At 63.4% G+C, this 25,776-nt stretch carries 26 protein-coding genes and 1 tRNA gene; 15 read left to right on the plus strand and 12 right to left on the minus strand.

The features are described from left to right. The first annotated feature begins 515 nt into the window (after positions 1-515). The 6 genes from PQQ51_RS08295 to PQQ51_RS08320 all read left to right on the plus strand — a co-directional run bounded on the left by PQQ51_RS08295 (position 516) and on the right by PQQ51_RS08320 (position 5,233). Positions 516-932 (plus strand): hypothetical protein, encoded by a 417-nt coding sequence (locus PQQ51_RS08295; protein ID WP_408496281.1) that lies wholly within the window; start codon positions 516-518, stop codon positions 930-932. 138 nt (positions 933-1,070) lie between these two features. Beyond that, positions 1,071-1,952 carry a DUF1223 domain-containing protein gene (locus PQQ51_RS08300; RefSeq protein ID WP_408496282.1) on the plus strand — a complete coding sequence of 294 codons (882 nt, stop codon included), beginning with the start codon at positions 1,071-1,073 and terminating at the stop codon, positions 1,950-1,952. A gap of 32 nt (positions 1,953-1,984) precedes the next feature. Next, positions 1,985-2,659 (plus strand): cytochrome b/b6 domain-containing protein, encoded by a 675-nt coding sequence (locus PQQ51_RS08305; RefSeq protein ID WP_408496283.1) that lies wholly within the window; start codon positions 1,985-1,987, stop codon positions 2,657-2,659. 47 nt (positions 2,660-2,706) lie between these two features. After that, positions 2,707-3,498: a molybdopterin-dependent oxidoreductase gene (locus PQQ51_RS08310; protein WP_408496284.1), complete on the plus strand. Its 792-nt coding sequence runs from the start codon at positions 2,707-2,709 to the stop codon at positions 3,496-3,498. Between the two features lie 123 nt (positions 3,499-3,621). After that, complete coding sequence (locus tag PQQ51_RS08315) at positions 3,622-3,870, plus strand: pentapeptide MXKDX repeat protein (RefSeq protein WP_408496285.1); 249 nt, start codon at positions 3,622-3,624, stop codon at positions 3,868-3,870. 373 nt (positions 3,871-4,243) lie between these two features. Further along, a complete protein-coding gene (locus PQQ51_RS08320; RefSeq protein WP_408496286.1) occupies positions 4,244-5,233 on the plus strand; it encodes an EamA family transporter in 990 nt (329 codons plus the stop codon). A gap of 22 nt (positions 5,234-5,255) precedes the next feature. Here the strand turns inward: PQQ51_RS08320 and PQQ51_RS08325 are convergent, their stop codons facing one another. After that, positions 5,256-7,310: an oxidoreductase gene (locus PQQ51_RS08325; RefSeq protein ID WP_408496287.1), complete on the minus strand. Its 2,055-nt coding sequence runs from the start codon at positions 7,308-7,310 to the stop codon at positions 5,256-5,258. A 358-nt stretch (positions 7,311-7,668) separates the two neighbouring features. On the opposite strand from PQQ51_RS08325, the gene PQQ51_RS08330 reads away from it, so the two are divergent. Then, the gene (locus PQQ51_RS08330) at positions 7,669-8,463 is read left to right on the plus strand and encodes a DUF4397 domain-containing protein (RefSeq protein WP_408496288.1); all 795 of its coding nucleotides are present in this window, start codon (positions 7,669-7,671) and stop codon (positions 8,461-8,463) included. Positions 8,464-8,667: 204 nt separating this feature from the next. Here the strand turns inward: PQQ51_RS08330 and PQQ51_RS08335 are convergent, their stop codons facing one another. Both PQQ51_RS08335 and PQQ51_RS08340 read right to left on the minus strand, forming a co-directional pair. Next, entirely contained in the window at positions 8,668-8,817 is a 150-nt protein-coding gene (locus tag PQQ51_RS08335) for an entericidin A/B family lipoprotein (RefSeq protein ID WP_408496289.1), read from the minus strand. Between the two features lie 190 nt (positions 8,818-9,007). Next, a complete protein-coding gene (locus tag PQQ51_RS08340; RefSeq protein ID WP_408496290.1) occupies positions 9,008-10,501 on the minus strand; it encodes a sensor histidine kinase in 1,494 nt (497 codons plus the stop codon). A gap of 188 nt (positions 10,502-10,689) precedes the next feature. On the opposite strand from PQQ51_RS08340, the gene PQQ51_RS08345 reads away from it, so the two are divergent. The 5 genes from PQQ51_RS08345 (at position 10,690) to PQQ51_RS08365 (ending at position 13,115) form a co-directional block, all read left to right on the plus strand. After that, positions 10,690-10,866: a DUF1328 domain-containing protein gene (locus PQQ51_RS08345; protein ID WP_095418798.1), complete on the plus strand. Its 177-nt coding sequence runs from the start codon at positions 10,690-10,692 to the stop codon at positions 10,864-10,866. Positions 10,867-10,981: 115 nt separating this feature from the next. Further along, the gene (locus tag PQQ51_RS08350) at positions 10,982-11,143 is read left to right on the plus strand and encodes a DUF1328 domain-containing protein (RefSeq protein WP_075643714.1); all 162 of its coding nucleotides are present in this window, start codon (positions 10,982-10,984) and stop codon (positions 11,141-11,143) included. A 97-nt stretch (positions 11,144-11,240) separates the two neighbouring features. Then, positions 11,241-11,813, plus strand: a complete 573-nt coding sequence (locus PQQ51_RS08355) for a ferritin-like domain-containing protein (protein ID WP_408496291.1) — start codon at positions 11,241-11,243, stop codon at positions 11,811-11,813. 229 nt (positions 11,814-12,042) lie between these two features. Continuing rightward, on the plus strand, positions 12,043-12,675 hold the full coding sequence (locus PQQ51_RS08360) for a response regulator (protein WP_408496292.1): 633 nt from the start codon (positions 12,043-12,045) through the stop codon (positions 12,673-12,675). A gap of 20 nt (positions 12,676-12,695) precedes the next feature. Beyond that, positions 12,696-13,115 carry a response regulator gene (locus tag PQQ51_RS08365; RefSeq protein WP_408496293.1) on the plus strand — a complete coding sequence of 140 codons (420 nt, stop codon included), beginning with the start codon at positions 12,696-12,698 and terminating at the stop codon, positions 13,113-13,115. Positions 13,116-13,174: 59 nt separating this feature from the next. On the opposite strand, the gene PQQ51_RS08370 is transcribed toward PQQ51_RS08365, so the two are convergent. Beyond that, positions 13,175-14,377, minus strand: a complete 1,203-nt coding sequence (locus tag PQQ51_RS08370) for an MFS transporter (protein ID WP_408496294.1) — start codon at positions 14,375-14,377, stop codon at positions 13,175-13,177. 235 nt (positions 14,378-14,612) lie between these two features. Here PQQ51_RS08370 and PQQ51_RS08375 point away from each other — a divergent pair, with 235 nt between their 5' ends. Beyond that, on the plus strand, positions 14,613-15,098 hold the full coding sequence (locus PQQ51_RS08375) for a DUF2569 domain-containing protein (protein ID WP_408496295.1): 486 nt from the start codon (positions 14,613-14,615) through the stop codon (positions 15,096-15,098). 52 nt (positions 15,099-15,150) lie between these two features. On the opposite strand, the gene PQQ51_RS08380 is transcribed toward PQQ51_RS08375, so the two are convergent. The 7 genes from PQQ51_RS08380 to PQQ51_RS08410 form a co-directional block, all read right to left on the minus strand. Beyond that, entirely contained in the window at positions 15,151-15,978 is an 828-nt protein-coding gene (locus tag PQQ51_RS08380; protein ID WP_408496296.1) for a phosphodiesterase, read from the minus strand. A gap of 58 nt (positions 15,979-16,036) precedes the next feature. Beyond that, the gene (locus PQQ51_RS08385) at positions 16,037-17,083 is read right to left on the minus strand and encodes an ABC transporter ATP-binding protein (protein ID WP_408496297.1); all 1,047 of its coding nucleotides are present in this window, start codon (positions 17,081-17,083) and stop codon (positions 16,037-16,039) included. Beyond that, a complete protein-coding gene (locus PQQ51_RS08390) occupies positions 17,080-18,015 on the minus strand; it encodes an ABC transporter permease (RefSeq protein ID WP_408496298.1) in 936 nt (311 codons plus the stop codon). The genes PQQ51_RS08385 and PQQ51_RS08390 overlap by 4 nt, the downstream gene beginning before the upstream one ends. Before the next feature lie 50 nt (positions 18,016-18,065). After that, the gene (locus tag PQQ51_RS08395; RefSeq protein WP_408496299.1) at positions 18,066-18,890 is read right to left on the minus strand and encodes an ABC transporter permease; all 825 of its coding nucleotides are present in this window, start codon (positions 18,888-18,890) and stop codon (positions 18,066-18,068) included. Further along, positions 18,887-19,975 carry an ABC transporter substrate-binding protein gene (locus PQQ51_RS08400; RefSeq protein ID WP_408496300.1) on the minus strand — a complete coding sequence of 363 codons (1,089 nt, stop codon included), beginning with the start codon at positions 19,973-19,975 and terminating at the stop codon, positions 18,887-18,889. Before PQQ51_RS08400 ends, PQQ51_RS08395 begins: the two co-directional genes overlap by 4 nt. Before the next feature lie 96 nt (positions 19,976-20,071). Continuing rightward, the gene (locus PQQ51_RS08405; protein WP_408496301.1) at positions 20,072-21,142 is read right to left on the minus strand and encodes a LacI family DNA-binding transcriptional regulator; all 1,071 of its coding nucleotides are present in this window, start codon (positions 21,140-21,142) and stop codon (positions 20,072-20,074) included. Between the two features lie 78 nt (positions 21,143-21,220). Next, positions 21,221-22,714, minus strand: coding sequence for an alginate lyase family protein (locus tag PQQ51_RS08410; RefSeq protein ID WP_408496302.1), 1,494 nt, complete (start codon positions 22,712-22,714; stop codon positions 21,221-21,223). Positions 22,715-23,121: 407 nt separating this feature from the next. Between PQQ51_RS08410 and PQQ51_RS08415 the strand changes: the two genes are divergently transcribed. After that, positions 23,122-23,206 (plus strand) — tRNA-Leu (locus PQQ51_RS08415). Positions 23,207-23,503: 297 nt separating this feature from the next. On the opposite strand, the gene PQQ51_RS08420 is transcribed toward PQQ51_RS08415, so the two are convergent. Next, positions 23,504-24,562, minus strand: coding sequence for a LacI family DNA-binding transcriptional regulator (locus tag PQQ51_RS08420; RefSeq protein WP_408496303.1), 1,059 nt, complete (start codon positions 24,560-24,562; stop codon positions 23,504-23,506). A gap of 369 nt (positions 24,563-24,931) precedes the next feature. Here PQQ51_RS08420 and PQQ51_RS08425 point away from each other — a divergent pair, with 369 nt between their 5' ends. Further along, entirely contained in the window at positions 24,932-25,687 is a 756-nt protein-coding gene (locus tag PQQ51_RS08425; protein WP_408496304.1) for an SDR family NAD(P)-dependent oxidoreductase, read from the plus strand. The last annotated feature ends 89 nt before the right edge of the window (positions 25,688-25,776 follow it).

A 25,776-nucleotide genomic window follows, 5' to 3' on the forward strand; every position in this document is an offset into this window, starting at 1 on the left:
GCGGCGAGGAGCGGGAGCGTTCGGAACAGCTGGCCGGTCTCGTGCGCTATCCGGTCCGCGCGCGTGCATCCGGTTGCGCGGCGTGGGCGCAAACGGGTATGAGCACGGGATGGCGGAACGCGCATGGGTGGGCGGCAAATATAAAAAAGGGTTGGGGCGAGCGTCGGAACGAAGCCGGATCGATGCAATAGAAAGCTTTGTGTTAGCTGATCGTTTGAAATCGAAAGATCTATGTTAGCACGGGGTGAACGTCGGCTTTTTGCTGCGCCGATGGGTCGCGCCCGTGTGCCGGTCGTGTCGCTTCTGCTGTTGTTGCTTGCCGGGTCGCGCTTCCCTTTAGCTGGTTCAAGGCTCCGTTCGCTTATGCCGTTATTGCTGTCATGGTGGTGGGCTGTGCTGCGGCGTGAATGACGTCGTCGCCTGCTCAACGCTGCTTGCCGCGAGATGCGGTTTTCGACGCGTAAAGGAGAAGTGCAATGGCAACGGGAACACGAAGGTTCGGAACGCACTGCGCAGTGGTTGCATCCTCGGCGTTGTTCGTCATGTCGATTCCGGCGATGGCGGCGAGCGGCGGAACGATCACTTTTTCGGGCATGATCGTCGCGCCGCAACTGGAGATTCAGGCGCCGGTCGCCGCGGCTGCCGGTACGCCCGGCGCCCGCGTCACCCGTACCGGGTCTGCGGTGCAGGTGGCATTCAACGCGCCGGCCGGGGTGGCGTCGGGTGCCGATGTTGCGTTGCGGGCGGCGGACGGCGCCGATATGCAGCGCGCCGTGGATGCGCGCTTCCGGGATAGCCGGGGCCGGCTCGTCGGTGCGGCACGGGATGGCAGCTTTCACGTCGGCGCGGATGGCGGCGTGCTGGCGGTGTCGCCGCGTGCCGATGCATCCAGCGCGACCCCGCCGGTGGTGGTGGTCGTGAATTTCGACTGACTTTGGTTTGCGGGCTGCTTGCGCAGGTGGGCCAGCGGTTATTCGTGCGGCGTTGCGCGAATAAAAAAATATTTTGCCGTCGGCTGTCATAACGGCCGTGGTGGTTCGACAAACGTGCAGATCCAGACGGAGCACGCCATGCGAACCACCCCGAATCACCGAGCTGACCGGTGCCACAACCGGCCTCACAACCGGCCGCACAACGCGCCGTACTATCGCACCGCCACAAGAGCGCTCGCATTAGCACTCGCGCTCGCCACGCTTTCCGCGAGCGGCGTCGCCGCGGCGGCCACCGCCGTTTGCACGTCGCACAGCCCGGCCCATCGCGTGGCGCTTGTCGAGCTCTACAGCAGTGAGGGCTGCAACAGTTGCCCGCCTGCCGACAACTGGCTCAGTCAATGGAAAAACAGCGGCGGCGCGCAAGGCATCGTCCCATTGGCGCTCCACGTCGATTACTGGAACAGCCTCGGCTGGACCGACCGCTTCTCGCAACATCGCTTTACCGAGCGTCAGCAGACGCTGACCGACCTGGCCGGCGGCCATACGATCTACACGCCTGAGATCTTCGTGTCGGGCCGCGAACTGCGCGGCTGGTCGCAGCGCGACAGCTTCCAGAGCCGCATTGGCCAGATCGTCGCCGAACCGGCGCAAGCGAACGTGGCGCTCGAATTGCGCCCGCAAGCACCGGGTGCATTCGCCGTCGACGCGCAGTTCGCCAGTCAGGCCGCCGACGCTTCCCACCCGCTGAGCGCCTATCTCGCCGTCTACGAAAACGCGCTGAGCTCGCAGGTCGGCGCGGGCGAAAACCGCGGCGCGACGCTGCATCACGAACGCGTGGTGCGGCAATGGATCGGCCCGGTTCCGCTCACCGCAGGCAGCGCGCAAATCCGCCGCGCGATCCATCTCGACGATGCCGCTGCGGCCAACGCGCCCGCCGACAACTTCGGCGTGGTCGCTTTCGTCGAAAACGACGCGACCGGCGAAGTGCTGCAAGCGGCCGAACTGGCCGCCTGCCGTTGAGCACAACGCGCTGTCATCCACCGGAGACTCTCATGGCAATGCCTCATGCACTTCGCGATACCGCGGCGCCTGTCAAACCCGTCGCGCCGGTCGCACCGGTTACGCCCGTTCCGCCCGGAAACGGCAACGTTCATCCGGTGTGGGTGCGCGTCACGCATTGGCTCAACGCGCTCGCCGCGATCCTGATGATGCTGTCGGGCTGGCGCATCTATGACGCGTCGCCGATCTTCAGCGGCTTCAGGTTCGCGCCCGCGATCACGCTCGGCGGCTGGCTCGGCGGCGCGCTGCAATGGCATTTTGCGGCGATGTGGCTGCTGGTTTTCAACGGCCTCGTCTATCTCGGGCTGAATCTGGCGAGCGGCCGCTTCCGGCGCAAATTTCTGCCGGTGACGCCGCGCGCGGTGCTGCGCGATTTCATCGCCGCGTTGACCGGCAAGCTGTCGCACGCCGATCTGCGCGTGTACAACGCGGTGCAGAAATTCGCGTACCTGTTCGTGGTCTGCGATCTGATCGTGCTGGTGCTGTCGGGGCTCGCGATCTGGAAGTCGGTGCAGTTTCCACTGCTGCGCGAACTGATGGGCGGCTACGACAACGCGCGCATCGTCCACTTCTGCGCGATGTCGCTGATGGCGGCGTTCATCGTCGTGCATCTGGCGATGGTGGCGCTCGTGCCGCGCTCGCTGCTGGCGATGTTGCGCGGCCGCTGAACTCAAGCGCCCCGATACGGATACACGAACAGTAAGGATCTCGAATCATGTACAAGCCCAACGCCAAACCCGGGCGCAACCCTGGCCAGACGCTCGACCGTGAATCGATTCTGATCGATGCCCGGCGCGAACTCGCGATGCCGTCGCGGCGCCTGTTCGGCAAACGGCTGTTGACGCTGGGCGGTTTGTCGATGCTGACCGGCTGCTCGCTCACCGACAACGACTCGGTCAACGCGTTTCTGACCGCGGTGTCGCGACTGAACGACCGTGCGCAGGCCGCGTTGTTCGATCCGAAGCAACTCGCACCGACTTACACCGAAGCGCAGATCACGCGGCCGTTCCCGTTCAACGCGTTCTACGGGATCGATGACGTGCCGGCGGTCGACGGCTCCGATTACAAGCTCAAGATCGGCGGTCTCGTGACCGGCCAGCGCGTCTGGACCTTACCCGAGTTATACGCGCTGCCGCACGCCGAACAGATCACCCGGCATATCTGCGTGGAAGGCTGGAGCGCGATCGGCCGCTGGGGCGGCACGCCGTTCGCGGATTTTCTGCGCCGCATCGGCGCGGACACCAGCGCGAAATACGTCGGCTTCAAATGCGCGGACGACTACTACGAAAGCATCGACATGCAGACCGCGCTGCATCCGCAGACGCTGCTCACGTTCTCGTTCGACGGCGAGCGGCTGCCCGCGAAATACGGCTTCCCGATGAAGCTGCGCATGCCGACCAAGCTCGGCTACAAGAATCCGAAACACATCGTCGAGATGTTCGTCACCAACACGTATCCCGGCGGCTATTGGGTCGACCAGGGCTACAACTGGTTCGGAGGCTCCTGACGCGCGTGGGCCGGCGCATTCCGGCGACGGGATGCGCGGCCCCGGGCGGCAGAAGCTTCGGAATAACCCCGGCACACATCACGAGCCGGTTCTGCTTTATCTATAACGAAACGGAGTTTACCCATGAAAAAGTTCGCAATCGCAGCAGTCGCCGTCGCTCTCCTGACCAGCGGCGGCGCCGCATTCGCGCAGGCTAGCGGCGCGATGTCCAACGACGCGATGTCGAAGGATTCGATGTCCAAGGATTCGATGTCGAAAGACAGCATGTCGAAGGACAGCATGAAGAAAGACGCAATGAAGCACGACAAGATGAAGAAGAGCGGCGACGCGATGGGCATGAAGCACGAAGCGTCCGGCGCAATGGCTAACTGACGCTTCCACCGATGCCGGCCGCATAGCTTGCGCGCCGGCTCAGGCGTGAATCGGAAAGCCGGGCACTGTCCCGGCTATTTTTGTTGCACTCACGCTAAAAAGTTACGATTCTTTCAGACGACGCGGTGGGCGCTTACTGCATAATGCGATGCGCGCCAAACATTTGACGTGTGTCAGCCGTGGACCGATCTCCTTCGAGCGCCGCGGCTTTGTGGCCCCATTGGCCATCTATCGTCCTTCCGTTCCACCAACATGTCCGCCAGCCTCGCCCGTCAGACCGCATCGCCGATGCGGTGTCCGCCGTCCCGCTACCGGGTTTTCAGCGGGGCTGCGGCACCTCGATCACTTCGAGCGGCGTGGGCGGGTTGAACACATGTCGTCGCAACTTTCCAGCCGCCTGGCCCAGATCGTTTCGCGGGTTTTCCCGCGCGGCTTTCCTCTGGGTTTTCCCCGCAGTTTCTCCCGCGGTTTCTCCATTCGTTTGCCGCAGTCGCGCAACGGCCAGATAGCGCTCGCGCTTGCCGTCGTCTATATCGTATGGGGCTCCACCTACCTGGCGGTGCACGTCGCGCTCGGCTCGTTTCCGCCGTTGCTGATGTCGGGGCTGCGCAATCTGTTCGCCGGCATCGGGCTTTTCATCTTCGCGGCGCGCCGCAATCCGGTCTGGCCGAGCGCCGCGGAAATCCGCAATGCCGGGCTGGTCGGCACGATGCTGGTCGGGCTGTCGAGCGGGATGCTGGCCTACGGGATGCGCACCGTGGGCACCGGCACCGCGGCGGTGATGGTCGCGACCGTGCCGCTGTTCGCAACCGTGATTGCCGCAGTGGCGGGGCGCAAGATCGGCCGTGGCGAGTGGTTCGCGGTCGGGCTCGGGCTGGTCGGGATCGCGATCCTGAGTCATGGCGACAGCGCGCCAGGGTCCGCGGGCGGCAGTCTCGCGATTCTGTGCGGCGCGCTTTTCTGGGCCGGCGGCGCGCATCTGGCCGGACGTCTGAAGCTGCCGTCCGATCTGTTTCTGTCGACTTCGTTGCAGATCGGACTCGGCGGCGCGATGTCGACGATGGTCGCGTGGGTGTCGGGCGAGCGGATGATGGAAGTGCATGTCCTGCCGATGCTCGCGTTCTTCTATCTGATGCTGATCGGCACGATGGCCGCTTATGTCGCGTACGGTTTTCTGATCCGGCACACGAGTCCGATCATCGCGAGCAGTTGCATGTACGTGAATCCGGTGGTCGCGGTGGCGCTCGGCGCATTGCTGCTGGGCGAGCCGGTCACGCATTCCACCGTGATCGCGACCGTCGTGATTCTCGCGAGCGTGGGGCTGTCTTTCTGGTTCGATTACCGGAAGAAGGGGCTCGCCTGAATTCGCTGGCGAGCCTGCGGCGTCAAAGCGCCGCCGCCAGCTCCGCGCCTTCGCGGATCGCGCGTTTCGCATCCAGTTCGGTCGCGACCTTGGCGCCGCCGATCACGTGATAGCGCGGACCATCGGCCGCTGTGTCTCTTTGCGCCGCGTGAGCGGCATCGGCCGGAAGCAGATCGCGCAACGATTCCTGCCCCGCGCACACGACGATCGTATCCACTTCGAGCCATTCGTCGACACCGTCGCGCGCGATCTTCAGCCCCCGTGCGCTGATCTCCTTGTACGACACGCCGCCCAGCATCGTCACGCCGTTACGCGCAAGTGTGGCGCGATGCACCCAGCCCGAAGTCTTGCCGAGACCCGTGCCGAGCTTGCCGGCCTTGCGTTGCAGCAGCCAGATTTCGCGAACCGGCTGCGCGGGCGCCGGCGCTTTCAGGCCGCCGCGATCTCGCACTGTCAGATCGACGCCCCATTCGTCGAGCCACGCGTCGCGCGGCTGCGGCAGCGGATCGCCCGCGCGATGCAGCAGGAACTCGCTGACGTCGAAGCCGATCCCGCCCGCGCCGATCACGGCGACCCGCGGACCGACCGGCGCGCCGCGCAACACGTCGACATACGAGAGCACGTTCGGCCCGTCGATGCCCGCGATCGCCGGGCGGCGCGGCACGATACCGGTCGCGACGATCACGTCGTCATAGGCACCTGCGGCGAGCAGCGCCGGGTCGACGCGCGTGTCGAGCCGCACGTCGACGCGATGGCGCAGCAACTGGCTCTGAAAATAACGGATCGTTTCGCTGAACTCTTCCTTGCCGGGCACGCGCATCGCGAGATTGAACTGGCCGCCGATCGTTGCGTTCGCATCGAACAACGTCACGCGATGGCCGCGCGACGCGGCGACCGTCGCCGCGGACAGTCCGGCCGGACCCGCGCCCACCACCGCGACCGAGCGAGCCGCCTGGGGGGCCGTCACCGGTCGGTACAGCAGTTCGGTTTCGCGCCCGGCGCGCGGATTGACGAGGCAGCTCGCGCGCTGGTTCTTGAACGTGTGATCGAGGCAGGCCTGATTGCAGGCGATACAGGTGTTGATTTCGTGTGTGCGGCCTTCGACGGTCTTCAGCACGAATTCGGGATCGGCGAGCAAGGGGCGCGCCATCGAAACCAGATCGCCCGCTCCATCCGCGAGCAACTGTTCGGCCACCTCGGGCGTATTGATCCGGTTCGATACGATCACCGGGACGTCGACGGCTGCTTTCAGCCGCGCGCTCAACGACGCGAACGCCGCGCGCGGCACCGAGGTCACGATGGTCGGCACGCGCGCCTCGTGCCAGCCGATGCCGGTGTTGAACATCGTCACGCCGGCAGCCTCGAGTGCCTGAGCGACCTGTACGGTTTCATCCCACGTGTTGCCGCCTTCGACCAGATCGATCAGCGACAGACGGTAGATCACGATGAAGCGCTCGCCGCACACTGCCCGTACGCGTTCGACGATCTCACGCGCAATGCGCATACGGTTTTCGATGCTGCCGCCGTAACGGTCGGTGCGCCGATTGGTGCGCGGGCAGAGAAACTGGTTGAGCAGATAGCCTTCGCTGCCCATGATCTCGATGCCGTCGTAACCGGCACGCTGCGCGAGACGTGCGCAACGCGCGTAGTCGCGCACGGTCTTCGCGATGCCGGCCTCGCTGAGCGCGCGTGGTTTGAACTTCGAGATCGGCGACTTGAGCGCCGAAGCGGACACGACGAACGGTTGATAGCCGTAACGGCCCGCATGCAGGATCTGCAACGCAATCTTGCCGCCTTCCGCGTGCACGGCGGCGGTCAGTTGCCGGTGATTGCGCAGGTCGAACACCGAGTTCAGCGTGCCGCCGAACGGCAACAGCCAGCCTTGCCGGTTCGGCGAAATGCCGCCCGTGACGATCAGGCCGACGCCGCCTCGCGCCCGCTCACGAAAATACGCGGCGAGCTTCGGGTAATTCCAGAAACGATCTTCCATGCCGGTGTGCATCGAGCCCATCACCACGCGGTTGCGCAAGCGGGTGAAGCCGAGGTCGAGTTCGGCGAGTAAGTGTTGGTAAGACATGGAGGGGACCGTGTAAGTATTGGGCGCGCTCGAACAATACACCGCCAAACGTGCCAACCCTCAGAGGAAAAATTCTAATCCCTGCAACTCGTTGCTCCATAAGTCTTTTTCAAGTCGATGGCGGCCACTGCACCCGTGCGGCACACGCATTGCTGAATGCGAGCGTCCACCGACACGGACCGCGCCGCTTTTCCAGAAGGCGCGATGTGCGGCAGGGATAGGAGGGTGCGTGCCGTTTCGGAGAGCCGATTTAAAACCATTCGACTGACGACGAACCCGGTTTCAGACGGCGAGATCTCCGAAGCGGAACGCTCGAAATCAATGGGCCGAGTGCCCAACATCGATATAGGTGAACACAATGAAAATGATCCGAACCATGGCGGCTGTGATTGGCGTGGCGTCCGTGCTGACCGCTTGCGGCGGCGGCTCCGACGACGTCGGCAAGGAACTGGGGCTGACCAATCCGGAAATCCATTTCATCCACGCGATTCCGAGCGGCCCGGCCGTCGACTTCCTCGTGAACGGCGCTGCGCCGTCGGGGCAGACGAACATCAGTTATAAAGGCGTGACCAACCTCACCAATATCAACACGGGCGCGACCACGGTCGCGTATGCGGCAACCGGCACGACGACGGCGCTCGCAAGCGGCAGCTTTCCCGATGTCGCGAAGGGCCACGAATACACGGTGCTGGCATTGCCCGGCCTGACCGCGCCGGACATCGGCCTGATCGACGATCCGTTCGACAAGGGCCTGCTGTCCAATAGCGCGCGTCTGCGTGCGTTCAATGCGTCGGCGAATGCGAGCAACGTCGACCTTTATCTGGTGCAGTCGGGCAACACGAACATTAGCGCCGTCAGTCCGACGATGGCCGGTGTGAGCTTCAAGAACGCGGTGCCGGCAAGCGGCCAGGATTCGATCTATGTGTCCGGCGGCGACTACGTGCTGATCGCGACGGCTGCGGGCAGCAAGACGCCGATCTTCCAGTCGGCTGCGTTCACGTTGTCGAATAACGCGGACTGGATCGTCACGACGGTGCCGATCGGCGGCGTGCTGAGCCAGCTCCTGCCGGGGCAAATTCATCTGCTGATCGCGCAGAACGGCAACACGGGTACGCCGAGCATCGAACTGACGAATACGCTGACGGGGCAGTAAGCGGCGGCACGGTTCGAGCGCGGCTGATCGATCAGGCCAATCGATAAAAGCAACAGTCCTGGGGAGGACGGAGCGGCGATCCACGCGAGTGGATCGCCGTTTTGTTTGGGATCCGAAGGATCGCTAACATGCCGACGCAAAAAAAGCCCGCCGCGGTTTCCCGCGACGGGCTGTGGAGATCCTGCTTCGATGAACGCCGGCGAGTTACTTGGCTTTTTCCGCCGAGTTCGAGATCGCGTCGCCGCCCTTCGAAATGTCCTGGCCTGCGCCTGCCACCGTGTTGCAACCTGAGAGTGCAGCCGTGCCTGCAATGGCCGTCCCCGCAATGAGAAGCAAAGCGATCAGTCGTTTCATGAAAGTTCTCCTTGTCGAGAATGCATCGATTGACGTGCCGCAAGGTGCGGGCACGCGCTAGCTATCGTCCGACCGGGGCTTGCGCCAGTCGACCGGTCTGATTGCATGTTAAAAAAAGGGCGCGGGCTGCGCTGTCGGCTGCGCCGCGATTTTGTTGTAGGCGCGCACCGGTGTTTGCGTCGGCGCAGTCCTACAAGCGTGTCGCGGACGGCAGATCCACCGAAGGCGTGGCGGTGCTCACGCTCGGCATCACGACGTGGATGTCGGTGCCGTTCGGCGTGCCGCGCCGGATGTCGAAGCGCCCGCCGTGAGCGGCGACGCGCTGGCGCATGCCGAGCAGCCCGTGCGTGTGCGTGCGCTTCAGATCGGCCGGCATGATGCCGACGCCGTTGTCGGCGATATGCAGTGCGACCTGATCGTCGCCGACCTGCAAGCCGATCGACACTTTCGATGCGCGCGCATATTTCGCCGCGTTCGTCAGCGATTCCTGCGCGACGCGGAACAGCGCGATCTCGGTTTGCTCGTCGAGTTGGATGTCGTCGGCGGGCAGATGCAGGTCGAGCGTCCAGTTGTTGCGTTGCGCGGCTTCGTCGGCGAGCGTGCGCAGCGCGGTGACGAGCCCGAAGTTCGCCAGCACCGTAGGACGCATGTCCTCGATGATGCGGCGCTTCAGCGCGATGCCCTGATCGAGGTTGTCCAGCGCGCGCTTGAGCTTCTCCGAGATATCCGGCTCGCTGTCCTTCAGTTTGCGCCGTGCCCACGCCACGTCCATCTTGCTGGCGGTCAGAATCGCGCCGAGTTCGTCGTGCAGTTCGCGCGCGAGCTGGGTCTTCTCGTTTTCGCTGACCGCCTGCAAATGCCAGCCGAGCGCTTCGAGCTGGCGCGTGCGTTCGGTGACGAGCTGGTCGAGTTCTTCCTGCTGGGTGATCAACTGACGTTGCACACGCGCCTGGCGATCGATCTGGATGCCGAGATTGCGAAACAGCAGGATGAACAACACGATGTTCAACGCCGACAGACCCGCGGCGCACAGCGTGGAAATGCGCTGGTCGGCGCGGCTCGCGTCGAGTGCGTGCTGCGCGCGGCGCTCCTCGTTGTCGCGCAGCAGCGAGAGCGTGCTGTCTATCAGCGTGGCGTCGGCGGTGCTGGTCTCGTTGGCGACCGGCGTGACGCCGCACGCGGAGAGGTCGAGTGGTTGCTGCGCCGCGCTTTGCAGCCGGGCCGCGCCCGCGCCGATGCGCGCGTCGATCAGCGCGACGATCTGCGTAAAGCTGGCGAGCTCCGCGCTGTCCGCTTTGCCGCCGCGATAAAAGCGGCTCAACGGCTGCTCGCTCTGACGGATGCGCACGGCGGTCGCGCAGAAGCCCTGAGCCGACACTTCGTGCTTCGTCAGAAGATAGTCGTTTTGATAGGCGCTCAGGCGCGACAACTGGTTCGCGAGCGTGCTGAGCTGCACGGTGACGTCGCGCGCTTCGAGCGCGGTTTCGTATTCGGCCGCAATCCGTTCGCGCGCGGTTTCGAGAATCACGAGGCCGCCGACGGTGATCACGATCGCCACGGTCATCGCGATCGCCACGGTCATCGCGATCGCCCAACTGCGGTTGCGCATCCAGTCGCTCAGACGCGCCGCGGCGCGCGGGTTCGTCCCACTCGGCGGGTTCGATGCATTCGACCGCTTCGGCATGTTCGGCACATTCTGCACATTCGGCTCCAGGGCGGGGGCATCAGTGTACCGTCCGCCTCGCGTAACGCCACCGTAATCCAATGTAAGCGGATTCTCACACGAAAACCGGCGCGCGTCGGAATGCGCTCACGCGCGCCGATGGATAGCATGGACCCGATCGTTCAATCTTGTTTCCGGAGGAAACCATCATGCTGAAATGGGCACTGTTCTTTGCCGTCGTGGCGGTGATCGCCGGGCTTCTCGGTTTTACCGGCGTGGCGGCCGGCGCGGCGGCGATCGCGAAGTTCCTGTTCGTCGTGTTCGTGATTCTGTGCGTGGTGTTCCTCGTGCTCGGCTTCGTGGTGACGAAGAAAATCGTCGATTAGCAAAGCGAGTCGCGCTTCTTTGCAAGCCCGTTGCGCGTTTTGACAGGGTGCGGCTCGCGCCATGTGCGTGTTGCCCCGCAGTAATCAGTAGAAGCCAACAGCAAGGAGAATCGTCATGCTTCACTATGCCGTCGTCTTTTTCGTGATCGCGATCATTGCCGCGGTGTTCGGCTTTACCGGGATCGCGGCCGGTGCGGCCGAAATCGCGAAGATCCTGTTCTACATCTTCCTCGTCGTGTTCGTGGTCACGCTGCTGCTCGGCGTATTCCGAACGTAGACGAATCCATCCGTCCCGCACGTTCCTGCGCCGGCGCATCAGGCGCGATTCGTGCGGGATGCCAGATTCCCCCAATACCGGATAAAGGAGAAATTCAATGGCGAATTCATCCAACACTCAGGCCCACGCTTCGAAGTCGAGCGATCCGTTCGTGATGGACCTCAAGAAAATTCGTGACGACGCGCGCAAGCATATGTCCGATGGTCCCGTCACGCAGTCCTACGGCGCCGATCGCGAGACCGTGCTGAAGTTGCTCAACGACTCGCTCGCAACCGAGATCGTCTGCACGTTGCGCTACAAGCGGCATCACTTCATGGCCAAGGGGATCAACTCCGAAGCCGTGGCGGCCGAGTTCGCGGAGCATGCGGCCGAAGAGCAGGAACACGCGGACCGCATCGCCGAGCGGATCGTGCAGCTCGGCGGCGAGCCGGATTTCGCGCCGGACGGGCTGGCCACGCGCTCGCACTCGGAATATCAGGAAGGCGACAGCCTGACTGACATGATTCGCGAGAACCTGATCGCCGAGCGCATTGCGATCGATACGTATCGCGAGATCGTGCGTTATCTCGGCGAGAAGGATGTCACCACGCGGCGTCTGTTCGAGGAAATTCTTGCAGTTGAAGAAGAGCATGCGGACGATATGGCCGACCTGCTCGAAGGACGGGAGTAAGCGCGGTCTGGTGAAGCGGAGCGCGGGCGGCGCGGCAAGCGAACGCGGGAGGGTCTGGCTGCTTCGGCAGTCTCCCGCGCCGGCCTTGGGGCCTGGCGGCCTGCGCGACGCGTGCGTACCGCCATGCCCGCTGCCGAAGTGACGCAGATATAACGCCGCCGTCGCGCCGCACGCAGAGGTCTTTACAATATGTGCTTTGGAGCGATTCCACTGCACGGACACGAAACCGATGATTCGAGTGCTGATAGCTGACGACCATGCGATCGTCCGAGGGGGTTTCAGGCAGTTCGTCGCCGACGAGCCGGACATGTGCGTCGCGGCAGAAGCCGCCACCGGCGACGAAACCATTAGCCTCGTGCGCGAGCAGGCGTTCGACGTGGTGCTGCTCGACATCGCGATGCCGGACAAGAACGGCATCGACACGTTACGCGTGATCAAGCAGGTGCGCCCGGAGCAGGGTGTGCTGATCCTGTCCGGCTATCCGGAGAGTCAATACGCGATCAACCTGCTGCGCGCGGGCGCCAACGGCTATCTGAACAAGGACTGCGAGCCCGACGAGATCGTGCGGGCGATCCGCGCGGTGGCGCGGGGTCATCGTTATCTGTCGGAGGCGGTGGCCGATACGCTCGCCGACAACCTCGACAAGCCGGCCGCGGGCCGGCCGCACGAAGCGCTCTCCGAGCGTGAATTCCAGATCTTCTGCAAGCTCGCGGCCGGGCAGATCCCGACCGACATCGCGGAAGAACTGCATTTGTCGGTGAAGACGGTGAGTACTTACCGGGCTCGCGTGCTGGAGAAGATGCGGCTGGCGAACAATGCCGATCTGACTTATTACGCGATCAAGAACGGTCTGATCGAATAATGAACGATCGAGATATCCCGATGAACAGCGAATCGAACACTGTTGCCGAGCCAGCCCGCCGCGCTCCGTTGCGCGTGTTGCTGATCGAGGATTCGCCGCTGATTCGCCGCAGCCTGGTCGAAGCGATCGACGCGTCCGGTTTGCTGCGAGTGGCCGCCTACGCGGATTCCGCGGACCAGGCGATCGCGCTGCTGGGCGACGAGTCGTTCGACGCGGTGATCGTCGACCTCCAGTTGAAGCAGGGCTCCGGCGTGCCGGTGCTCGCTTATTTGCAGCGCGAAGGCCTGATCGATTCGGTGTTCGCCGCGGTGCTGACCAATCATGCGTTGCCGGCGTATCGCGAGCGCTGCGAACAGTATGGCGTCCGCCATTTCTACGACAAATCGTTCGAGTTCGATCGCGTGATCGACGCGCTGCACGATTATGCGTCGACGCGCTGAGCGCGGTGCTGAGCGATTCAGCGCCGCCGCTTACGTTTGCGTTGTAGCGCGTCTTCCGCTCAGGCTGCCGTGACCGCGCGGCGTCTGCCGCGTGAGTGGTTCCATCCGCCGAGCGCCGCGAACGCGAGGCCGGCGATGCTGACGCCGGTCCAGCCGAACGCCGGCCACACCACGGCGCCGACGCCGGAGCCCAGCGCACCGCCGATGAAATAGCCCACCATGTACACGGTATTGACGCGGCTGCGCGCGTCGGGCTTCAGCGCATAGATACGCGACTGATTCGAAATCTGCGCGGCCTGCACGCCGATATCGAGCACGATCACGCCCACCACGAGGCCGGCAATGCTGGTCGCCGACAAACCGAACACGACGAACGAGACGGCCACGAACGCGATCGATACGCTGATGATCGCGTGCGGTCCGCGCTTGTCGGCAAACCGGCCGGCGAGCGGCGCGGCCATTGCGCCCGCAGCGCCGACGATGCCGAACAGACCCGCCGCCTGCGGTCCGAGATGAAACGGTGCGCCGGCCAGCAACAGCGCCAGCACCGACCAGAACACGCTGAACGCGGCGAACATCGCGGCGCCGGTCAACGTGGCTTCCCGCAGCGCACGATGCTCGACCAGCAGATGCCACATCGACACCAGCAGCTTGCCGTAAGGCAACGCGGAGGTCGGCTGGCTTTTCGGCAAACGCTGGATGATCACCACCGCGAGCACCAGCAGCGCGACCACCGAAACGCCGAAGACCGCGCGCCAGCCGAAATATTCGGCGATCACGCCGGAGGCGGTTCGCGCCAGCAGAATCCCCAGCAACAAACCGCTCATCACCGTGCCTACGGCGTGGCCGCGCTGCGCCGGCGGCGCCAGTTCGGCCGCGAACGGCACCGCCTGTTGCGCGATCGTTGCCAGTACACCGATCGCGAGACTCGCGACGATCAGCACGACGAGCGTCGGCGCGGTGGCCGCCACCAGCAACGCGACGCAAATGCCCGCAATTTGCAGCAGGATCAGCCGGCGCCGGTCGAAGCGATCGCCGAGCGGCGCAAGCAGCAGCATGCCGGCCGCGTAGCCGAGTTGCGTGACGGCCGGCACCGCGCCGACCCACGACCCGCTCTTCGGAAACGACTCGCGGAAATTGTCGAGGAGAGGCTGGTTGAAGTAAATGTTCGCGACCGAGACGCCCGCGATCGTAGCGAGCAGGAGCAGCAGGCCGCGCAGCGACCGTGGAGTGGCAGCGGGAGTAGCGTCTGAAGTGGACATGTGAAGGGAGCTATCGGCGGACCGGCCCATGCGAGGTCCTTGAGCGTGCCGATCATACCGGAGCAGCGCGGATCGTGCTGACGGCCGACTCCGTCGAATGCTTCCGTCGAACGCCTCCGTCGAACGCCTCCGTCGAACGCCTCCGTCGAACGCCGGCCGATAAAAATGAGATGGTCGTGCGGTTTGTGTTCGTAGAATCGTCGCGCGCTACCCGACCCATCACGTGACCGACTTCATGACTCTTATTGCCGCTTCCCGTTTTCCGCCCATTCGCGGCTGCTTGCTTCTCGCTTTGTCCTGTGTCGCCGGATGGGCGCTGTCGACCGCGCTCGCGTTGCGCGATCCGCTGAAACTGATGCTCGAATGGGAACTGCTCGCGGTCTTCATGCGGCCCGACACACACAACTGGTATCGCACCGTGTTGTTGCTGAACGGGCTCGATGTGGCGATCGGCGTGTTTATCGTCGGCGGGGCGGGGTGGTTTTTGCTGCTCGCACAGCGGCGCTCAGCGCGTTTTTCGCGGCAGATTCAGGCGTGGCTGCTGGCGATTCTCGTGATGCGAGCCGTCGCTTATCTGATGGGCGACTACCTGAGCGACGCGATCGGCGTTGCCATCGCGATTCCGTTCGGCGGCTTCGGCGAGGCGCTGCTCGCCGCGTCGCTCGGGATACCGTACTTCCGCTACGCGCGGCGCGTGCGCGACACGTTTATCGCGCGCTGAAGCGCGCTAACGCTATGTGCTTACGCTAACGCGCTTACACGCCGGTGTTGCATCAATCGATCAGCGCGCCTTCGGGCTCGTAAAACGGATACGGCCCGTCGGCGGCATCGACATACGCGTGATGCGTGACGATGCCCGTCGCCGGCTCGTAGCGATGCAGCGCATACGCGGGTGGCTCCATCACGAACGCGGACGGCGCATCGTCGCGCAGATCGAGTGCGACCTGATGCGCGGGTGCGGGCACCGCCGACGCGATCGTGCCGCCGAAGCGCACGAACATCGGCCGATGCACGTGTCCGCAGATCACCCGCTCCACATTCGGATGACGTGCGATCAGCGCGGCGAGTTTGTCGGCAGCGGCCGGGTCGAGGCGCAGTTCGTCCATGTGTCCGATCCCGCATACGAACGGCGGATGATGCAATGCGACCACCGTGGGTTTGCCTTGCGCCGCGTCGAGCTGTGCGGCGAGCCACGTCAGGCGCGCGTCGCAGAGATTGCCGGGGCTTTGGCCCGGCACCATCGAATCGAGCGCGATCACGCGCAACGGGCCGACGTCGACCGCGTAATGCACGAATTCGCCGCCGCTTCGCAATTCCGCGCGATCCGGGAACGCGGCGCGCAACGCGGCGCGTTCGTCGTGATTGCCGACCAGCAGAAAGTAGGGGATTTCCAGCGGCGCGAGCAACGTTTTCAGATGCTCGTACTGTTTGGGCGTGCCTTGATCGACGAGATCGCCGGTCATGATCACGGCGTCGGGCCGCGGCACCAGTGCGTTGAGCGCGGCGATCGTGCGGGCCAGATAGGCGCCGGTGTCGACACGGCGATAAGCCAGCGCGCCGGGCCGTTTGATATGCAGATCGCTGATTTGAGCTAGCAGCATCGGGAGGTCCTTTCTTGTTGCGCGCCGTTGTTGCCCGGGGAGAGGCGGCGCGCCGTTATTACGATAGCGCAATCAGCGCGTCCTGCGCGAGCGAGATGCCGACCGGCGTGCCGCGCGCGAGTTCGACGCGGCCGGCGACGTCGATCAGCAACGCGTCCGGTGCGGCGCCGCCAATCGTCAGACGTGTGCGTTCGCCGAGAAACGCGGTGCTTTCGATCGTGCCGTGCAGATGCGCGACGGCTGGGTCGGCGAGATACGCGTCTTCGGGGCGGAAGAAAAATTCCTGCAGATGACCGGTGCGCGCGCGCCCGAGCGGCAACGGCACGGCGCCGCCGCTGGTTGTCAGCAGGCCGTCGCGCTGTTCGCCCGCGAGCCGGTTGATGGTGCCGACGAACTGCGCGACCGTGCGGTTCGCCGGGCGATAGTAGATGTCGCGCGGCGAGCCGATCTGCTCGATGCGTCCCGCGCTCATCACGACGATGCGGTCGCCGAGTTCCATCGCTTCGGCCTGATCGTGCGTCACGTACACCGTGGTGATGCCGAGCTCGCGCAGCAGCGTGTTCATTTCGCTGCGCAACGTGTCGCGCAAACGCGCGTCGAGCGCGGTCAACGGTTCGTCGAGCAGCAGCACGCGCGGTTGCACGGCGAGTGCGCGCGCGAGCGCGACGCGCTGACGCTGGCCGCCCGACAACTGATCGATCGGTTTGTCGGCGTGCTGGGTGAGACGCATCATCGCGAGCAGTTCGTCGACGCGTTGCCGTGCGGTGTCGGTGGGCACGCGTTTGATCTTCAGCCCGTAGCCGATGTTGCCGCGCACCGTGAGATTCGGGAACAGCGCGTAGCTCTGGAACACCATGCCGACCTGGCGTTTTTCGATCGGCAGCGCGGTGACGTCTTCGTCGCCGAATGCGATGCGTCCGCCCGCGTCCGGCGTTTCGAGGCCGGCGATCATGCGCAACGTGGTGGTCTTGCCGCAACCGGACGGCCCGAGCAGAACCAGCGTTTCACCGGCGCCGATCTGCAGATCGAGCGGTTCGAGCACACGTGTGCCGCGAAATGTTTTCGCGCACTGCGTGAGCGTGATGGGAACGGAGACGAGTTTCATGGTGTGGCTTCCGACGTTTTCGGCTTTTTCGGCTTGTGCGATTTCGAAGACGACGCGCCTTTGCGTGGGTTCGCGGCGCTGCGCTGGCCCGTCGCATCGACGCCGAGCCATTGCATCGCGACGAGCAGCGGCATCGTCATGATGAAAAACAGAATCGTGTACGCGCTGCCGATCTCGATACGCAACGACGCGTAGGTGTCGGCGAGACCGACGGGCAGCGTCTTCGTATCGGGCGTGTGCAGCATCCACGTGAGATTGAATTCGCCGATGGACAGCGTCAGTACCGCCAGCGCACCCGCGACGATCCCAGGCCGCGCATTCGGCAGCACGATCGTCATGAAGCGTTGCAGGAAGCTTGCGCCGAGGCTTGCCGCGCCTTCTTCGAGCGTGCGCAGATCGCTGCTCGCGCATACCGCGGCCACCGCGCGCACCATGAACGGCAGTGTGAACACCACATGGCCGACGACGATGAACGCGACGCTCATCCGGAATGCGGTGAAGCCACCGTACACGACCAGCAGCGCAAGCGCGGACGCGAGGCCGGGCAGTGCGATCGGCAGCACGAGGAATTCCTCGATGATGCGCGACACGCGCGTCTTGCTGCGCGCAAGCACATAACCGGCGGGCACACCGGTCAGCAGCGTGATCAGCAAGGTGGCCGCCGCCACTTCGAGCGACAGGAACACCGAGTCGTGATACTGCGTCCACACTTCGACGACCCAGCGCAGCGTGAGTCCGCTCGACACGCCCTTGAAATAGTTGACCGTCAGCCCGGCCATGATCGACATCACGACCGGTACGATCAGGAATGCGCACAGCAGCAGCGTGACGGCCCATTGGCCGGCCGCGAGCCACGCGCGCGAACTCGCGAGTTTGCCGAAGCGCGCGCGCGATTGTGCGGGCTGTTGTGAAGGCGCCGTGAGGGAGTTCATTGATGTTTCTTCATCCGTTCGGGGAGCACCGTTCATTTCCATGCTCCCGCTCATGCGCTCGCCGCGACCGCCGAGCCGCTCACGCTGCGCGCGAGCGCCAGCACGAGCCACGTGACGATGCCGAGCACGATCGAAAGACCCGCAGCCGTCACCATGTTCGCGTTCAGCGTGAACTCGGTGTAGATGGTCATCGGCAACACGTCGATGTCGGTGGCGAGCGTGAACGCCGTGCCGAACGCGCCCATCGCGGTGGCGAAGCACACTGCGCCCGCCGCGATCAATCCCGGCGACAACGCCGGCAACACGATGTCGCGAGTGATGCGCCACGGCGACGCGCCGAGCGAACGCGCGGCTTCTTCGAGCGATGCATCGAGCTTGGTCGCCGACGCCATCACGGTGACGATCACGCGCGGAATCGAGAAGTACAGGTAGCCGAGAAACAGGCCGCTCATCGAGTACGCGAAGACCCAGCGGTCGCCGGTGAGCTTGAGCGACAACGCGCCGATCAGCCCCTGACGACCCGCGAGCATGATGACCATGAAGCCGACCACCACGCCGGGGAACGCGAGCGGGAACGTCAGCAACGCGAGCAGCGTGCGCTTTAACGGAAACTCGCGGCGCGCGAGCAGCAGACCCGCGATCACCGACAGCACCAGCGTCGCCGCCGTGACCGCCGCCGACAGCAGCACGGTCGCGCCGAGACTCGACATGTAGCGCGGATTCGTCAGCATCGCGCGGTACGTGGCGAACGCGTGGCCGTCGCCGCTGATCTGCGCGAGCGTGCCCATCGGCAGCAGCCAGAACGCGATGAAAACCGCCAGCGCTGGCGCGATCAATGCGATGCGCCAGCGCAGCGGGAACGTGATGTCGTTCAATGCATCACCTGTAGATAACGCTCGCCGAAGCTCGACTGTTTTTCCGCCATCTTGTTGAAGTCGACCGGTTTGGCGCGCGCATAGTCGCTCGCCGGCAGGAACTTCGCCGCGGTTTCCGGGCTCATCGCATTGGCGCGAACCGGACGCAGATACGCTTCGGCCCACAGTTTCTGGCCTTCGTCGGACAGCACGAAATCCAGCACCTTCTTGCCGTTCGCTTCATGCGGCGCACCCTTCACGAGGCTCATCACGTACGGCACCGAGATCGTGCCTTCCGTCGGGATCACGAACTCGACGTTCGCATGATCCTTGTATTTCGCGCGATAGGCGTCGAAGTCGTAGTCGAGCAGGATTGGAATTTCGCCCGACATCACGCGTGCGTAGGCCGTCTGCTTCGGCACGATCGGCGCGTTGGCCTTCAGCTTGCGGAACCAGTCGAGGCCCGGCTCGAAGTTGTCGAGCGTGCCGCCCAATGCCTGGTTCACCGCGACCGCGCCCGCATAGCCGACGAACGCGCTCGACGGGTCGAGGTAGCCGATCATCCCTTTGTATTCGGGCTTCAGCAGGTCGGCCCACGAACGCGGCACCGGCTTGCCTTCGAGCGCGTCCTTATTGACGAAAAAGCCCAGCGTGCCCGAATGGATCGTGAACCAGTAGCCTTGCGGGTCCTTCAGATTCGCGGGGATGTCGTCCCAGTGCGCCGGCTTGTACGGCTGGATCACGCCTTTGTCTTTTGCCTGGAAGGCCGACGACACGCCGAGATACACCACGTCGGCGACCGGGCTCTTCTGCTCGGCCATCAATTGCGCGATCGACTGGCCCGAGTTCTTGTTGTCGAACGGCACGCGGATGCCGGTCTTCTGCTGGATCGCCTTGATCTGGCTCGCCCAGTCGGCCCATTCGGGCGGGCAGTTGTAGCAGATCGCGGTTTCGTCGGCATGGGCCGTTTGCGGCGCGAGCAGGGCAAACGCGGACAGCGCGGCGCCGGCAACGAGGCTCGCTGCGAATACTCTCGCCGTGCCGCGCGAGAGCCGGCGCCAGAGCGCTTCGGTCGATGAAGCAGAACGTGTGGAAGAGCGGATCACTGTAGGTCTCCTGTAGAGGATACGTGCGGATGGTTCGGGGTTCGAAATGATTGTTTCGCCAGGTGAATCGATCGGCTTACGACGGGCTTTCCACTGCTAGGCGAACGGGTTCGCCGGGGTCGTGACAGCGCGGGCCGTGCCGTTGTCGCTGCGATTCGAAATCGCCGCGATGGTGGCGCCTTCGCGCACGCTATGCGGTAAGGTCAGCGACTGCGAGGTTTCGCCGAGCGAGTCGTACGTACCGTTCACGCGTGCGAGCAGCCGTTCCCACGCCGCGCAACCGATCTCGCGATTCGGCGCGCAGACGCTCGCGAGCGGCGGCGACAGCAGCTCGCCCATCGACAGGCCGTCGAAGCCGAGAATCGACATGTCGTGCGGAATCTGCAGCCGCGCGCGGCGCAGACCGCGCATCACGACCATCGCCAGCAGATCGTTACTGCAGAAAAGCGCGGTGGGGCGGTTCGGGCCGCTCGTCAGATGCGCGAGCACCGACGGCGCCAGCTCGTCCGCATTGAAATCGATTTCAAGCGCCGGCAGTGGCGTGAGGCCGGCTTGCTGCATGGCCTGCGCGTAGCCGAGGTGCCGTTGACGCGCGCGGTCCGAGGCGGCCAGCGTGCCGGCGAGCATCAGGATGCGGCGGTGGCCGTGCGCGATCAGCGTGCGTACGCCGTCGAACGCGGCGAGGCGGTTGTCGACCGAGACCGACGGACGCCGCACCGTGTCGTTGTGCATCAGCACGTAGAGCAGGCCGTCGCGGTCGAGCTGGTCGAGCAGCGGATGCGTGTCGGCGTCCGCGACGGTCAGGATCAGGCCTTCTACGCGGTGCTCGCGCAGCGTTTCGATCGCGTGACGTTCGCGGTCGGTGTCGTACTGGGTGGTCATCAGCATCAGCCGGTAGCCTTGCGCCGACGCGAGTTCGTCGATGCCTTGCAGGCATTCCGCGAACACCGGGTTCGCGATGGTCGGCAGGATCACGCCGATATGGCGCGTGCGCTCGCCGCGCAACTGGCGGCCGAGCGGGCTCGGGCGGAAGTTGAGGGCGTCGATCGATTGACGCACTTTTTCCAGCGTGAGCGGGTTCACGGTATGCGGCGCGTTGATCGCGCGCGATACCGTGGCGATGGAGAAGCCCGCATGGGCGGCGACGTCTTTGATCGTCGGGGTCATGGATTCCGCTCGTTGCTTGTAAACGTTTTCGTGAGCGGATTATCGGGAAGGTTTGTGACTTGCGGATGACTTCAAATATCACTCGCCGACAAAATGAGTAAGCGTCTCCCAGTTGATGAAATAGGAGGCGCCTGTGGGGCGCACCGTGTTCAGATAGGTATTGGTTTGAGGGAGCGAAAAACCACGGTGATGTGTGAGCTCCGCGTAGGCGAGCTCGCCGGTGCCTACCGAACTTCCCATGGCTATCGGCGCCTTGCACGGATTGACCGTTCCCGACGCAGCGTTGAGATAGCTCGAGTCGAGCTCGAGCGCGTTGTGCATCCTTACGTCGTTGGGCGTTCCCATCGTGCGCTCGCTGTATAGGTCGACGTTCTGGAAGTAGGCCGTTTGTGCTGCGTTGGCAAGAGCGGCGAGTCCCCATCGTACGTGCCCCAGATCGCGGCAGGTTTCCTCGCTTTCGGCGTCTATCGGCAGGCTTTGATAGTTCCACAGCGAGGCGATGTCGGCAGGGTCGCCTTTGTTGGCCGGCCAGTTGATCGGGGGAAGCGGCGTCGGGCCGTCGGTGCTCGCGTATAGATAGGCGGGTAGCGTGTAGCGCCACAGCCAGACGCCGCGATAGAAGGTTGCGGCATCGTCGTTGAACACGCCGATGTTGATGGCGGCGGCCGCACTCGATGCGTTCAGGTTGCCGCCATAGCCTCCATAGGGACGGCCTGGTGTGACGAGCGGCACATACAGTCTGTTCAACCAGTCTTTGAAAATCTGGATATCGGTGGATGACCATTTGCTGGTGTTATCGGCGTTCAGATACGTATAACGGATGATTTCGGCCGCGCGAGGCCACACGTCGCCTGTCCAGGATGCGACGTTCATGTTGCTGTCGCCGGTGAGTTCTCCGGTGAACGTCGCGGCCCATGCGTTCATGATCCGGATTGCATTCTCGGCATAGGTCGCGTTTCGAGTTGCGTACCAGAGTAGCGACTGCGTATAGGCCGCCTGTGCATCTTTAATCAGCGTCTGACCGTCGGGACCGTCCGCATCGACGGTGGTGACTGGCGTTGGGATGTAGTCCAATGCACCCAGCGTGCTGTTCTTCACGTTGGTGAAACCGCTCTGCCAAGGCTGCTGACCGGAGTTGATATTCGACACCATCTGGTCGAGTTGCGCGTTGTCTAGCAGTACGCCGGGATGGCTGAACACGACGTCGCCCGCATTTTTCACTTCGAGCGTGACAGTACCGGTTCTGACCAGGCCATTGCTGGTGCCGGATATGGTCAGGTCATACCGGCCCGGTGGCGTGGCCGCGGTGGTTGTGACCGTGAGCATGGATAGTGGCGACGGGTTGATCGTCGAGGACGGGTTGAATGTCGCAGTGACACCCGGCGGAGGCGTCGACACTGTGAGATTTACAGGATCGGCCCATGCGGTGTCGCTTGAAATAACTATCGTATATACGAGCGTATTGGCACCGGTGATGACCGTACCTAGCGATGGCCGGCTTTGCACAGAGAAATCTTGCGCTTGAACTGAATTGGCAAATACAACCACAAAAATAAACGAAACGAATTTCATTGCTATTAACGTGTGAAGTCTCATGGCCAGTCGCCTTTTATGGTGGTCGGATTTAGAAATGGACGTGCAGATTGTGCATTAATGTGAAATTATTCGGATTGCGTATTAATATTATTGGATAGAGTGGTAGAAATTCAAATCTAATTTATCTTCAGGGATTTCATGAGGATTTTTCTTGTGACGGTGATTGTGTTCCGAAGTGGAAGAATTGCTGAATCTGTATTCAATATAGTTAGTACAGTTTGATAAAAATTGGGCATGAAAGCACCGATGGCATGGGGCGAACGTATGGCTTGGGCATTAGAGGGCAGCAGGCTAGCGGGGGCGCCGGTATGTGGCCACCTGGCCCGTTTGATGCGCCCGTGTGGCAGTGGTAGAATTCGCGTCCACACGCAGTTCCGACCCCTGCCGGGGTGATGAAATTGGTAAACATAGCGGACTTAAAATCCGCCGCTTCACAGCTTGCCGGTTCGAGTCCGGTCCCCGGCACCAGCTTGAGCGAAGGTGTCGCACATCGTCGCCAGCACCAGGTTGGCGCGCGGGCCGCCCCAATAGTGATGATCCGATAACACGAGCTACGCGCCGTTCAATGCGATGTTGCGGCGGAATTCGTCCATGTCGGCGACCACCCTGTTGGTCGCGGGCTTGCCGACCGACAGCACGCGTTGCCACAAACCGTTATGGAACATAGCCCATAGGGTTCATGAACGCCGCTCGCATTGAGCAGCGGCGGATCGCCAATGGCGATAGCTGTGACACGTACAGGTGCGACACGTACGGCGGCGATCTTCATCTGCGGGTTGCTTTTCGGGTTGAAGTGGCTGCGCCCTCGGGCATGTCGCCGGAATTCGGTGCGTTCGGGCGGCGCATGGTGGAGTCGCGCACGACAAGACGCGGTTCGAGCAGCGAGTACTCGGTATCGTTTTTGCCCGCGAGCGCGTCGATCAGTTTCAGCATGGCCAGCTCCCCCATCCGCTCGCTCTGCAAATCGACCGTGGTTAGCGCGGGGGATGCGTATTCGCCGTAAGACACGTTGTCGAAGCCGGTCACCGATACGTCCTGCGGCAACGAAAATCCCAACGCCCGCGCTTCCTTGATGAATCCGAGGGCGATCAGGTCGTTGTAGCAGATCACCGCTTCCGGCCGTTGCGGCCCGAGCAGAATCGCCGAACACGCTCGCTCACCGCCTTGCGGCGAAGGTGCGTGGGTTTCGTACACAGTCGCGCTCAGGCCTTGCTCGGCGAGGCATGTCTGGGTGCCGCGAATCCGCTCGTCATTCCAGCGCGACGGACCGAAGCCGAGATAGGCGAAGCGCCGATGGCCTTGATTCAGCAAGTGGCGTGTCAGCATGCAAGCGGCCAGATAGCTGTCGGTACCGACGCTCGGGATAGGGAAGTGCTTATTTCGGCCGAACAGCACGACGGGCTTTTGCAGATCGAGTATCCATTGCACCGATTCCTCGGGCATGCGGGAACTCACGATCATGCCGTCGACTCGCCGCGCAAGTTCCTCGATCAGTATTCTTTCGCGATCCTGACTTTCTTCGGTATCGACGAGAAGCAAAGTGTAACCGTGCTGTAAAGCGATCCGGTTTGCACCTTTCACGATGTTGGTGAAATGCGGGTTGCGGATGTCCAGGACCGCGAGGCCGATCGTGCGGGTTTCGCCTGTGATCATCGAGCGCGCCATCGGATTGGCGCGGTAACCGAGGAGTTCGATCGCGGTCTTCAACCTGGCCTCGACCGGCGCGGTGAAGCGCTGGGTGCCGTTCATGTACTTCGAGACGGTGGCGACGGAAACACCGGCGGCCGCGGCGACATCGCGGATGGTTGGAGAGGCTTTTTTCATCGGATTAAGGATAACGTTTTCCTGAATTGGTGGAAATGCTGTCCGGAGTAAATGGTGGACATGGCCCGGCAGCGAATGTTCGCCCGCATGGTCGCGAAGCGCTCAGTTTCCGCACGAAGCAATTCTGACATTTTGCCTGCTTACAAGGGATATTTGTGATTTTCACACCATCCTCCCGTGCGTCGATGGTGTGTCGTCATACGCCGATGTGCGCCTGAAGGTCATTCAACGGTTTCGCCTTGTTGTCTCCTCGGGTTTTCACTAGCAGGGGCGACGAGGGAAAACGATTGACCGCCCAGATTCGGGCCATTATATTTGGAAAACGTTTTCCCTTTGTCCTCCATGGGCAGCCGGAACATCTTCGAGACTATGCAGACCCAATTCAATTTCAGCGGCAAGGTTGTGGTGGTAACAGGGGCGAGTGGGGCCATCGGTATGGCGATCGCGAAGGATTTTCATCGGGCTGGCGCGCATGTCGTCGCTACCGGCCGCAACAGTGGCGTGCTGGCCGGATTGCAGCAAACGCTGGGCGCCCGTTGCGAGGTCGTGATCGGCGACATCGCTGATCAGGCCCACCGCCGGCAGATCGTGGCGAGTGCGTCTCAGTTTGGCGGCATCGACGTGTTGATCAACAACGCGGGTCTCACCCAGACAAAAAAGCCGACCGCCGAGACAAGCCTCGAAGACTTTGACGACATCATCGCGGTCAACCTGCGCGCCATGTATGCATTGAGTCTCGACGTGATTCGCGGCTGGATCGCGCGTGAACGTCATGGTGTGATCGTGAACGTGTCGTCGCCGGGCGCGCAGCGCGCTCATCGCGGCAACGCGATCTACGATGTGAGCAAGGGCGGAGTCGACGCGTTGACACGCTGCCTCGCGGTCGACTTCGGCGCCTACGGGATTCGCGTGAACGGCATTGCACCGGCGCAGATACCGCATTCGCATTCGCCGGCCGTCGACTGCACGGTCGCAACCGGCCTGCCGCTGCCGCGGCATGGCCGCGCGGAGGAAGCCGCGTCGCCGGTACTGTTTCTCGCTTCCGATGCGGCGTCGTTCATCACGGGTCACGTGCTCCCTGTCGACGGCGGCCTGCTTGCGCAATTGCGCGTGCCGGCCGGATAAATTGCCGAGGCGTCGGAGCTCGACTGGATCGCTGCGCGTCCTCGACACGACACCCACGATCAGCGCGCTGTTTGCCTGAACTCCAACTG

It is taken from the genome of Paraburkholderia xenovorans, assembly GCF_046030735.1.
Lineage (GTDB): Bacteria > Pseudomonadota > Gammaproteobacteria > Burkholderiales > Burkholderiaceae > Paraburkholderia > Paraburkholderia xenovorans_A.